12 protein-coding genes are annotated in these 11,740 nt (G+C 59.4%); 5 read left to right on the forward strand and 7 right to left on the reverse strand.

The features are described 5' to 3' along the window. The 3 genes from IH881_14590 to IH881_14600 form a co-directional block, all read left to right on the forward strand. Positions 1-685, forward strand: a 685-nt coding sequence (locus IH881_14590; protein ID MCH7868922.1) for a caspase family protein, incomplete at its 5' end; no start/stop codon positions are given. Positions 686-776: 91 nt separating this feature from the next. Continuing rightward, a complete protein-coding gene (locus tag IH881_14595) occupies positions 777-1,325 on the forward strand; it encodes a hypothetical protein (GenBank protein MCH7868923.1) in 549 nt (182 codons plus the stop codon). A gap of 170 nt (positions 1,326-1,495) precedes the next feature. Continuing rightward, on the forward strand, positions 1,496-2,110 hold the full coding sequence (locus tag IH881_14600; protein MCH7868924.1) for a methyltransferase domain-containing protein: 615 nt from the start codon (positions 1,496-1,498) through the stop codon (positions 2,108-2,110). 36 nt (positions 2,111-2,146) lie between these two features. On the opposite strand, the gene IH881_14605 is transcribed toward IH881_14600, so the two are convergent. Then, positions 2,147-2,839 carry a hypothetical protein gene (locus tag IH881_14605; GenBank protein ID MCH7868925.1) on the reverse strand — a complete coding sequence of 231 codons (693 nt, stop codon included), beginning with the start codon at positions 2,837-2,839 and terminating at the stop codon, positions 2,147-2,149. Positions 2,840-3,165: 326 nt separating this feature from the next. Between IH881_14605 and IH881_14610 the strand changes: the two genes are divergently transcribed. Beyond that, positions 3,166-3,429, forward strand: a complete 264-nt coding sequence (locus tag IH881_14610; protein MCH7868926.1) for a hypothetical protein — start codon at positions 3,166-3,168, stop codon at positions 3,427-3,429. Between the two features lie 22 nt (positions 3,430-3,451). Here the strand turns inward: IH881_14610 and IH881_14615 are convergent, their stop codons facing one another. The 4 genes from IH881_14615 to ettA form a co-directional block, all read right to left on the reverse strand. Beyond that, positions 3,452-5,404, reverse strand: coding sequence for a carboxylesterase family protein (locus IH881_14615; protein MCH7868927.1), 1,953 nt, complete (start codon positions 5,402-5,404; stop codon positions 3,452-3,454). Beyond that, positions 5,401-6,444, reverse strand: a complete 1,044-nt coding sequence (locus IH881_14620; protein MCH7868928.1) for an endonuclease/exonuclease/phosphatase family protein — start codon at positions 6,442-6,444, stop codon at positions 5,401-5,403. The genes IH881_14615 and IH881_14620 overlap by 4 nt, the downstream gene beginning before the upstream one ends. Before the next feature lie 47 nt (positions 6,445-6,491). Further along, the gene (locus IH881_14625) at positions 6,492-7,487 is read right to left on the reverse strand and encodes an alpha/beta fold hydrolase (protein ID MCH7868929.1); all 996 of its coding nucleotides are present in this window, start codon (positions 7,485-7,487) and stop codon (positions 6,492-6,494) included. A 65-nt stretch (positions 7,488-7,552) separates the two neighbouring features. Then, positions 7,553-9,265 (reverse strand): energy-dependent translational throttle protein EttA, encoded by a 1,713-nt coding sequence (gene ettA / locus IH881_14630; GenBank protein MCH7868930.1) that lies wholly within the window; start codon positions 9,263-9,265, stop codon positions 7,553-7,555. 183 nt (positions 9,266-9,448) lie between these two features. Between ettA and IH881_14635 the strand changes: the two genes are divergently transcribed. After that, on the forward strand, positions 9,449-9,928 hold the full coding sequence (locus tag IH881_14635) for an FxsA family protein (GenBank protein MCH7868931.1): 480 nt from the start codon (positions 9,449-9,451) through the stop codon (positions 9,926-9,928). A 44-nt stretch (positions 9,929-9,972) separates the two neighbouring features. Here IH881_14635 and IH881_14640 read toward each other — a convergent pair whose 3' ends face one another. Next, positions 9,973-10,992 (reverse strand): TIGR03617 family F420-dependent LLM class oxidoreductase, encoded by a 1,020-nt coding sequence (locus IH881_14640; protein MCH7868932.1) that lies wholly within the window; start codon positions 10,990-10,992, stop codon positions 9,973-9,975. Between the two features lie 62 nt (positions 10,993-11,054). Further along, positions 11,055-11,726 carry a TVP38/TMEM64 family protein gene (locus IH881_14645; GenBank protein MCH7868933.1) on the reverse strand — a complete coding sequence of 224 codons (672 nt, stop codon included), beginning with the start codon at positions 11,724-11,726 and terminating at the stop codon, positions 11,055-11,057. Positions 11,727-11,740: the final 14 nt, after the last annotated feature.

Raw genomic sequence — 11,740 nt, forward strand, 5'->3', positions numbered from 1 at the left:
CGGCGCAAACCCCGACGCGCGCAGGGTGGCAGTTCAGCTCAAGAAGCTGGGTTTCGATCCCGTGTTGGAACTCTACGACAAACAGGCCACCCGCAACGGGATCCTGCACCTTCTGGGCTCCGAACTCCAATCCCACGCTTCGGAGAACGACCTGGTGATGATCTTTTTCGCCGGTCACGGCCAGACCGAGACGTTGCCCGGGCCGGCCGGCGAAAAACGCGGCTACATCATTCCCGTCGATGGCGACCCCCAGCGGGTCTTTTCTACCGGCATTCCAATGCGTCAGCTGCGGGAACTTACGAATAGACTGCCGGCGAAGCATGTCTACTACGCGATGGACTCCTGTTATTCGGGACTCGGTTTTACCCGGGGTATTGGCGTAGTGAAGAAAAGCTCTCTCAATTACATCGACAAGGTAACGAGCCTGCGCTCGGTCCAGATGGTGACCGCGGGCGGCGAAGGTGAAGAAGTACTGGAACGAGAGGGACGCGGTCTCTTCACGACGCGCTTGATCGAAGCACTTTCAGGTGAAGCCGATCTAAACAATGATGGCTATGTCACCGCCAATGAAATTGGCACTTATGTGACACCGCGAGTGACCGAAGACTCCAATGCACAACAGACCCCCCAATCGGGCAGATTGGAAGGAGAGGGTGAAATCGCCTTCAAAATGCCCAACCGCTAGATCCAGCCCCCCCCGTCTGGAATCCAGGCAATGCAACCGTCCTCATGGGGAGGTCGGGTGTCGACTGGACCAAAATGGAGAGACACGAGCAATGACTAGAGTTTGCATGAGCACGTTCGTGGTGATCGCGATGACGATTGCCTTTGCGTCCCAGGCGAGTGCCCAGGGTGCGATTGAAATTGGAGGCCGGACCGCAATCACAGGAATCTTCAGTGTGATTTCCAGTGCTCCAGACGGAGGAGGAAATTCAGACACGTTGCTCCTCGGGGTTACAGTAACCAAGACCACCTCGAATGCGCGATGGGAATTCGGCGGAGGGTTTTCCGTAATTGCGCTGCTCTCGAAAGACGTAGACTTCGCTGCCATCACTCCGACTGGTCAATTTCGAATCAACTCAAACTTAATGGGCCCCGAGGAGAATTTTCTGTTTTTCGCAGGGGGCGTGGCTGGTATCACCTTTACCGATATTGAAACCAGCTCTGGTAGCGAGACCGACACACTTTTTGTGGTTGGTCCAAAGTTTGGCGCAGAATTCTACTTTGCACCAAACGCGGCGATTCAACTCGAGGACACCGTGCTTATTGATTCCGATTCAGGCGTCACCAACAACCTGACTCTCGGGTTCAAGTATCTCTTCTAAGTCTCCAACATCTAGACTCCATCTAGATGGATAACACCGCGATCCCCGCACCCCCTCTGCGTTAGATGCAAACGTCTTCCGCAGAGGGGAGCGCCGGATGCGGCTCCCTCCTTCATTTCAGGCCTCAATTCGGCAGCAATCCGCACGGGCCTCATGTAAGTTTGCGCGCCATGAAACAGAACCGAGACTCGCGAACCGCATTTGGCCTGAAAATTCTGAACTCGAACCACGCGAGCGTTCGTCGCTTGAAGCGCGATGGACATATGCCGGAGATCCACGGGCACAAGTTCTGGAACTCGAGTTTTCTGATCATGAACCACCTGAAGCGGAATCCGCTCCCACGCCGGTCGAGGGTGATGGAAATCGGCTGTGGCTGGGGGCTCCTGGGCATCTACTGCGCCAAGCAGTTCGATGCTCGGGTTACGGGAACGGACGCCGATCGCAACGTGTTTCCGTACCTCGACCTGCATGCGGAGATCAACGGGGTACGGGTTGCCACCGAACAGGCGCGCTTCGAGCGGCTGACCGTTGAGCGGCTCAAGGGGGTGGACGTGTTGTTGGGGGCAGACATCTGTTTCTGGGATGCCCTGACCCCGGTGCTGTTCAATCTGGTCAAGCGCGCGCTCAAAGCCGGCGTCAAGCAGATCATCGTTGGGGATCCGAGTCGCTCGCCCTTTACGGAATTGGCCGAACGCTGTGGAGAGCTCGGCAACGCGACCGTCATCGCACGTTCAATGGTCCGTCCCGTGCGGGCTTCTGGCGAACTGCTGATCGTGCGTCCCTAATACGGACTTTCGCCCAGAAGCCATACGGTCGTTCGCTCAGAAGCCGATCGAGGCACCCGCCGTCAGGGTGTACTCCTCGCCAAATTGATTGCCCAGGCTGGTCGTATAGGTGATGCGAGGACGGATGAACAGTGCGTTCAGCACGACGCCGATGCTCGCGGTTTGATCGAAAGAGTGCTTTTGCGAGAGGAGCCCCGCATTTGCAACTTCGATCGTAGTGGTTGCAAGCACCGCCGTGAAGCCAGCCCCAACGCTGGTTCGCATTCCGACTTCGTCAGACTGATGGTTGGGAAAAAGGAAGTCGAAGCCGAGATCGCCCTGCATGAAGAAGGCTCCAAAATCTGCGCGGGGCGAAGCTGCGACGCGAATGCCCCAGAGACTGGGCAGACTGCTCACGAAGAGATCACCAATTTTGCCCGAACTTCCTGCCTCCGCGATAGCTACCTTCTTGTCACTGCTGCTTGCCGTCGGGAACACCAGGCCCACGTGGGACACGACTGAGATCCTCCCGCCGGACGTCCAGCGGTGCGCGCCGCCGACTTCGAGATTGCCGATCGTCGCGTTGCTCGGGCTGCCGGACAGGGTCGCAAAAGCGGGCAGCGCGCCGTAGATCGAATAATTTACGAAGCCAACCTCGGCGTAGAGGTCAGCGCGGCCTACCGATTTGAGGTCGCTGTTTGCCCGATCCGCCACCACAGCGCTGATGTTCACCCCCGCGTGGCTGCTCACTTGCTGCGGATCCAAGGTGGTGAACTGAGCGCTGGCAAGGCTGGCCACAGACAAAACGATTGAGGTGCAAATCGTGCAGAACGTGAAGTGTGCGACGACACTGCATATTCGTCTCGGATATCTTGGGAATCGCGGAAATCGTGAATGCGGTTGCATGAGGTCTCCCGGGTCTCTGTGCGCGAATGCGCCGAAAGCGCATTCACGCGATACGAAGGGCGTGTGTGCGGATCCAACGTCGGGGGACGCGCAAAGCATGACACACCGGCCACAATTGCCAAGCTGGGATTGACACCCATGCCGGACAAAACGCTAGTGTACGCATCGATATGAATCGAACCCTTGTCGGCTTGCTACTCGGAGCTGCGTTCATCGCGGCGCTGGTCTACACCACCATCGATCAGACGGGGCTCGAGTGTCGCGTCTGTATCACGTATCGGGGCCAGACGGCTTGCGAGACCGTGGCCGGCGCAGATCGAGCACAGGTTCAAATGCAGGCAACGAGCACGGCCTGCACCTATATGTCGAGCGGAGTAACGGAGAGCATGCGCTGTACCCGCACCCCTCCTGACTCGGTTGTGTGTACGGAGTAGGAGCTTGGAGTAGGGCCCGGAGCTAGAATGAATCGAGTAGCTCCTGGATCGGATGTGCGTGGCACAAACCCCGGCCGATCGTTGCGTATTCCTCCACGCTGAACGACAGCGGTGCCCAATCGTGAATCGCAGCGAGCGCCATGCAGCGACGTCGCAGGGTCCGGTAGCTCGAATCCGCAATGATACTCGACGCAATATCGAGCGCTGTCTCGCTCCCCTCGGTCATGCGCAGCCCGCCGCCGCGCTCGGTGTCGAGGATCGCGAAGCGAGCCGCGCCGTCGGTCCAGGCGGCCCAGTGGGGAAGCTCTGCGTTGCGTCCCTTGCCCGGGTGGCCGAGCGTCGCGAACTCGGTCCAATAGGATCGCATGGCGGCTCCCAAAGTTTCCCTGCCCGAGAGATTCCATTTGGTGAACAGCAGATGGGTATCGGGCCCGAGGTTCCAGTGGCCGAACACAAAGGGGATTTCAAAGCCGTGTGCGGCGCCGAGCATTTCTCCGATGTCAGCTCCGAAGATGCTCGGCTCTTCGTCCCAGTCGAACCGGTACGAAAAGACCTCTCCTGGCATTGCGCGCGCCAGGTCCTTGGCCAATTCGTCTACGGCCATCATTCTCCAGATTCGTGTGATGACTTCCGTGTCGCGGAGGTAGCGACTTCGGTCGTGCAAGCGGGGGATGAGCCCGAAAAGCTGTGAAGAGTATTCCGGCTTGAACAAGAGAAAGAGTTTTTCCTCGTCCTTGTTGGTTCCGAGCATGACCGGAACCCGATTGAAGCGAGAGCCGGCTCGGAATGCGTGGCCGAGGGGAGTTGAGGGCAACACGACGCCGTCTTCAAACATCCGAGGGCAGGAGTATTCAGCGGCTCTCGTGGTTGCGTCTGCTTCGTCGTCTGGTTCGTCAGCTTGATCGTCGGCTTGATCGTCGGTATTGGGCAAGTCATACGCGGCGAAGAGTTCGGCAACGGACTTCTCTCGCAGGTAACGGCTGAGGGAAAAGTCATCCATTGTCGCGATGGCCTGCTTGGCTTCCTCGCGGTTGGCAACCCTCCCGTCTGTGAGCATCAGCCGAATCAGGACTTCGCCGGAACTCGACTCATCTCCGGGCTCGCTGTCGTCGGAATAGTTTTCGGCTCGGGCCGGCGAGGTACTCCAGCTGAGGCTGCTCTGACCGATGGCGCGATGAAACTTCCCCTTGGCCAATGGAGACGCGAGCAAACTGACGACGTTCCAGCCGCCAGCCGATTCCCCAAAGATCGTCACGTTGTTCGGATCGCCGCCAAAGGCTTCAATGTTTTCCTGCACCCATTCGAGCGCGCGAATCAGGTCCAGGGTGCCGAAATTTCCCGAAGCATCGATCGGGCCCGCATCGCTCCGCAACGCTCGATGCCTGAACCATCCGAGAAAACCGAGCCGGTAGTTTACCGTCACGACGACAACTTGTTGCTCGCTTGCGAGTCGGCTTCCGTTATAGAACGACGACGTGCCGTAAAGATTCCCTCCCCCGTGAATCCAGAACATCACGGGGAGCTTGCCGGGTTGCTGTGCGGAAGAACTCGAGACGAACTCCGGCGCGTACACATTCAGAAAGAGGCAATCTTCACTTCCCACGCGTTCTCCGTCTGGCGCAGACGTATCACCGCCCCACGAGGTCGCGTATTGCGGACACGAGGCGCCGAACCGGAGTGTTCTGCGCGTTCCGTTCCAGGGTTCGACCGAGTCCGGCGCCCGGAAACGATTTTCACCTATGGGAGGGGCGGCGTACGGAATGCCGCGCCAGGCGAAGCCTCCGTACAGACCGTGGGTTCCGATCACACTGCCGGTTGCGGGGTGGCGCAACGATTCGGCGACTGGCAGTTCCGGAATCTTGCTCGGCACGGTTTCGCAGCCGATTGCCGAGCACAGCCACAGCATGGCGATTAGCGCGCTTGCCCGTCGGCGCGCGCTCGACTGTGCGAGTATTCGCCCCACAACGCGCATCATCCGTCTCTCCGAAGTTCAGTCAGCTGCCGTTCTGCAAAGTCGTAGCCAGCGTGTTCAAGCCGGCTCATCCACGCACTGAGTCCCAGCGGTTTGGCGAAGAAAGCGAAACCCAGTCCTTTTTTCGCGAAGCGTTGGCGTTGCGAAACGTTTTTTCCTTCCTCGAGCAGTCTGGCACCGATCTCGAACGAAGATGCCGACAAGAAATCTTTCGTCTCGGCCGCAGGTTCGGGATGGACCTCCAATTCCGCTACGAGTCCCGAATGGTCTGAACAGGATCCGGCTTCGCCGTCGAAGTCGAGCAGTTGATCGAAGTTTCGCTCGATCGAAAGGGGCCGAAGACCGAGTCGTGCGCCATCGCGAAAGAAAACGTAGTCAATACGCTCGTCGATATGCTTTGGATGATGGTAAGGATTTTGCGCGAGGGTCGTTGCCTGGCGGCGATCGAGTTCGGCAGCCAGATCTCGAAGCCCAGTGAGACCCAGCAACATTGGATAGGCAGCTTCGTCTTCCAGCAGATTGAAGTCCCCGATCGCGATCACCGGATCGGTGATCTGGGACAAACCCGCCGCAACCTGAATGAGCTGCGCGGCGCGAATTCCCAGGTACATGTCGTCGTCCCCAGGCCGGGTGTAGTTCGCGTGCAGGTGGGTACCGATCAGGGCGATCGTGCCGTCGGGGGTCTCCAGGCTGATGTGCACAAATCCCTTGCCCGAGTAGTAATCCAGATGTTGAAGACGCTCCGGAAATCCCCGGGCCACGAAGGCCTCAAACTGGATCTCGCGAAAGGGGAGCTTTGAGGCGATCAGCAGACCGCCGCCATTCCACGGGTTCGGGTTGTGCCAGATGTGTGCGAGCCCGGAATGCTCGGCCGCCGCGACCAGCGCGTCCCGCGAGGGCCGGGTCCACACCTCCTGAAACGCAATCACGTCGAGGTCCAAATCCGGAAGCACCGCGCCGATGGCTTTCATTCGATCCGGCTTGTGCCGCGCCAGCGGGCCGGGAAGGGACCAGATATTTAGCGTGGCTACACGAATCGGCATGGAAAGAATGAGCCTACCACATCGACAGATCGAGGAATGTTCTGGGCTCAGGCTCGTAGTGCATCTGCGAAGGCGCCAAAGCAGCGATCGTAGTAGGGCACGGTACTACCCCGGGCATGGAAACCGACATGTCCACCGCCGGCCACAAGGACCGGATGAAGCGAAGGGTTTTGCTTCCATGGGTAGCTCGTATAGGCGTGGCTCGGAATCCAGGGATCATCGAGCGCGTGTACCAGGAGTGTGGGGATCTTGATTTCGGATAGAAACCTTTGCGCGTGGTTTTCCACGTAGTAGTGGGATGCATCGCGGTAGCCGTTTCGCGGCGCGACCACGCGCTCATCGAATTCGAGGATGCTGCGACACGCCATGATGGTCCGGCGTTCGCTCGTGCTCACGTCAATCGGACCCTCGAAGCACTCGTGCTTCATCTTCTGCAGTAGATGCCGGTGATAGCCCCAATTTCTCGCGTCGAGAAACCGCGCCGATGCCGCGGCCAGATCGATCGGTGCCGAGACCGAAGCGGCGGCAATGATGGGAAAGCGCTCGCCGTGCTCGGCCAGAAATTTGAGCAGCATATTGCCGCCAAGGGAGTAGCCGCATAGCAGCAGTCCGTCCGCCCGAAGCGACGGAGATAATCCTCCGAGTGCGTCCCGCAGATCTCCGGTGCGCCCCGCGTGGTATTGCTGACCACAGGTCGCTCTCGATGGACCGGCTCCCCTCAGGTTGAGACGCAATACCCGGTGACCCCGCGCCAACCAATAGCCTGTACTGTTCAGCATGTAAGAACTCTCTTCGCAACCCGAAAGCCCGTGGATCAACACGACGAGCGGCTTGGCGTCGGTTCGATTCGAGGAAGCCGGCTCGTTCAAGATACCGGAGAGCACATCGCCGCTGTCGTCGAGGAGCGGCAGAGGAATTCGCGTCGATTCGTTGGCGGGCAGTTCCGGCGCGGACCCAACCAACAGGTTTCGCAGGGTCTGGAGGTCCGGCCCCCACCAGGGGGCACGTGCATGGAATTTGGGAGCATCAAACATGGCGGGCATGACACACTCTACACCGATGGCTTCGCGCCGCGTACCGGGTAGAGATTCTCTCGAACTACGAACCTTCAGTGCGCCCGCTCGATGCGGCGGTGCTTGAATGCTTTGGAGGTGCCCTCGCCCGCGGCCTCGCGCTTGGCCCGCTGCTCGGCGTAGATCTCCCAGGAGCCGGTGCAGTACTCGATTTTGCCGTCGCCTTCGAAACCCAGGATGTGGGTGGCGACGCGATCGAGGAAGTAGCGATCATGGGTGATCACGATCGCGCAGCCGGGGAATGCGCCCAGCGCTTCTTCGAGCACGCGCAAGGTCATGAGATCGAGATCATTTGTGGGTTCGTCGAGAATGACGAAGTTCGAGGACTTGCGCAGGATCTTGGCCAGTTGGACACGGGCGCGCTCGCCCCCCGAGAGCCGACCGACCGGCGTCTGTTGGATTGCCCCGGTGAACAGAAACCGAGCCAGGTAGTGGCGGACCGAAAGTTCTTTGTCCCCATACTCGATAATCTCCGACCCGCCCGAGACTTCCTCGTAGACAGTCTTTTCGGGATCGAGATCCTGCCGGTTCTGATCGACGTAACAAAACTTCGTGTTCTTTCCGACGTCGACCTCACCTTTGTCCGCTGTGTCGCGGCCGGTGATCAAGTTGATGAGCGTGGTCTTCCCCAGCCCATTTGCCCCGGTGATGCCCACGATGGCTCCGGGCGGTACGTCCCAATCGAGATTTTCGAACAACACCCTACCGTCGTACGCCTTGCAGACTCCGCGCAGGGAGACGACCTTGCTGCCGAGGCGCGGGCCGAAGGGAATTCGTAGATCCATTTCTTGAGCCGGAATGATCTTCGAAGCTTCTTCGACCATCTTGTCGTAAGCGTCGATTCGCGCCTTGCTCTTGGTGCGGCGAGCCTGGGGGGTCGAGCGGATCCATTCGAGTTCCCGGGCGACGGCCTTCCTGAGATTGGCGTCGGTTCGATCCTGGATGTCCTCCTGAACCTCCTTCGCCTCGAGAAAGCTCGAATAGTTTCCGGTGTACGACTTGACCTCACCGTGGGCGACTTCGAGCATGCGGTTTGCCACGCGGTCCAGAAAGTAGCGATCATGGGTCACCAGCATGTAGGTGCCCGAATAGTTGGCGAGATAATTTTCGAGCCAGGTGATGGTGTCGGCGTCTAGGTGATTGGTCGGTTCGTCGAGAATCAGCAGGTCGGGTTGCGCGAGCAGTTCTTTGCAGAGCGAGACTCGTCTCCTTTCGCCACCCGAAAGCTGCGCGGTTTTCTTGTCTCCGGGAGGAAGTCGCAGTGCGGCCATCGCCATCTCGATCTTGGCGTCGAGTTTTGCCGGATCCATGGCGTCGCGATGTTCGAGGATGTCCTGCACTTCACCTTGTTCTTCGAGCAGCGCGTTGGTCTTTTCTTCGCTCTCGAGGACTTCCGGATCTTCCCACAACTTGAGGATCTCTTCGTAGCGTGCGATATAGGAACGAGTTTCGGCGATTGCGAGTTCGACGTTTTCGCGCACGGTCTTGTCCAGATCGAGTTCGGGTTCTTGGGGGACGTATCCCACCGAAGCGCCCTTGGCGGGGACGCACACCCCTTCGAAGTCCGGGTCGTGTCCAGCGACGATCCGCATCAACGACGATTTGCCCGCCCCGTTGACCCCGAGCACGCCAACCCGGTCGCCTGGCTGCAGGCTGAAGCTCACGTCGGTGAGAATCTTGCGATCACCAAATTTACGTTTGAGATGTGAAACGGTCAGGATCGGCTGACCCGGCTTGAGGCTCTTCATGCTGCTGTCTCCGGTGCACGGCACCGGCCCTCAGTGATCGAGGGTCTCCCTGGTTTTTTGTTGGGGGTGTTTTTGGGGGTGGACGTCTATTGAATGACACAGTCGATCGCGCGGGGCATTAGATACCAAACCTCGCACCCGGATGCCTGCGCGCCAGCCCGCGAACTGTGCGATCCTCGTCAAATGGGAAGACTCCTGCTGCTGTTCATCGCACTTCCTGCGCTGGAACTGCTGCTGCTGATCGAATTGGGATCTCGCATCGGCAGTCTCGAAACCATCGCGCTGATCGTACTGACCGGAATTGTCGGCGCCTCAATGGCCCGCAACCAGGGCCTGCGCGTGCTCTCTCACGTCCAGCAGCAGCTGGCGAAGGGCTTGATGCCCACCGACTCTCTGGTCGACGGGATCATGATCCTGGTCGCCTCCGCGCTTCTCGTTACCCCGGGCATTCTCACCGACCTCTTCGGGTTCCTGTGCCTCGTCCCAGGCTTCCGCGCGCTAGTAAAAGCCGAAGTCGTAAAACGCTTCGAACGAGCCATCGCCGAGAACCGAATTCATGTACACCACTCGGGCACTCCGCCGGGCCCCATCCACTTCGAGAACGAGCCGGCTCCTCGAGGCCCCATCGTGGACGTGACTCCCGTCTCTAAAGAAGAAGAGTGAGAGAAGAAGACTGACCCGGCGCAGAGCGCCCGGGAAAAACTCCCTCAACCTTGCTGAATTTTCGGAACGATATCGGCCCACTGGGTAGGGTCGGGCGCGCGGTTGTGCGTAAGGCTCACTCCGTCAGCAATGCCATCGAGCCGTTCGTGAATCCGTTGCGCAATTTCTTCGCGCGGCCCGACCACCGCGATCGTCTCGAGTACTTCGTCACTGATCAGATCCGTCATCTCGTCCCACTTGCCTTGCTTGGACATCCGATTCAATTCGAGATGCAGATCTTCCCAACCATGACACGCGAGAGTCGGGAGGTACGCCGGCGTTGAACCGTAGAAGGCGATTTGCTTGCGCGCAGCGTGTTTGATCTGTTCGAAACCTTGTTCATCGTCTGCGGCAGCGGTCACGGTAAGCGTCGCGCAGATGATCTCGATGTCCTCGCGCTTGCGCCCGCTCTTTGCGAGCCCCGATGCGAGGGCGGGCATGGTGTTTTCGAGCAGCGCTTTGCGGCTGTTGAACGGGTGGCCGATGAAGCCGTCCGCAACTTCGCCCGCGACTTCGGTCATCAAGGGGCCGAAGCCACCGGTGAGGATCGGCGGCGGTCCAAACGGGTTGGGACCGGGGTCGAAGGCTGGGATCATGATCGTGTGCCGGTAGAACTTGCCGCGGAAGTCGAGCTTGGCCTTGCCCTCCCAGGCGTCGAAGATCGCGCGGATGGCGAGCACAATCTCGCGCATGCGCTTTGCGGGTTCAGACCACGGCATGCTGAAGCGCTTTTCGATATGGGGCTTCACTTGAGAGCCCAGGCCCAGGACGAAGCGCCCCTCGCTGATGCTCTGCATGCCGTACGCGAGATTGGCGAGGTTCATCGGGTTGCGCGCAAAGGCGATGGCGATCGCGGTACCGATCCGCAAGGTTTGGGTGTTTTCGGCCGCCAGAACCAGCGGAAGAAACGGGTCGTGCTTGGCTTCGAAACTGAACGCTCCGTCGTAGCCAATTTCTTCGAGGCGGGAAAACGACTTGCGGGCATCCCGAGGATCATCGAGAGGGGCTGTCGTATAGACCTTCATGAATCATTCCTGTTGTTGGGGGATTGTTGGGGGCTTGTCGGGGGCTTGTCGAAGGCAGACTGTCAACTGGCTTCTTGTTCCGGAGATACTCGCTTTAGAAGTTTCGCCACGATCAGCCCGATGACGAAAAAGAAGACCGCGCTTCCGAACAGCAGCATGCGATTTTCGACGCCCGCCGCTCCGGCGCCCCCGAGCAACACGAAAGATACGAGCGCGGGCAGGATGCCGAGAAACGTACCAATGCAGAAGTCGCGTTGCCGCATCGAAGTCAGACCGCAGCCGTAGTTGACTGCGTCGAAGGGAACGTAGAGCAAGCGCATGAGCAGGACGCTGGTAAGGGCGTTTTTGCGAATCTTGTCGTCCCACGCCCGAATGCGCCCCTCTTCGCGATCGTCGACCCAACTTCGACCCAGCCAGCGCGCAATCCAGAAGGCGAAGTTTGCGCTCGCGTTCTCGCCGATGATGGTGAAGAGGATCCCCAGCCAGGGGCCGAACAGCATGCCGGATGCGATCGTGAGCAGCGTCGCGGGAAACAAGACCAACGGACGGATGGTGTAGAGCACGACATAGATCAGGGCCGCCCGCCCCAGCCCAAACTGTGAGAGCCAGGCGTCCAACAACTCGGGGACGTCACGAAACTCGAGCCCGCTGCGAAACCACCCCCAGCAGGCGGCCGCCATTGCGAGTGCCCAGATGCCAGTGAACAGAGCCTTGACGATACGATTCGAAATCATGCTGCTTCGTCGCG

The sequence above is a fragment of the Myxococcales bacterium genome (assembly GCA_022563535.1).
Classification (GTDB): Bacteria; Myxococcota_A; UBA9160; order UBA9160; family UBA4427; genus DUBZ01.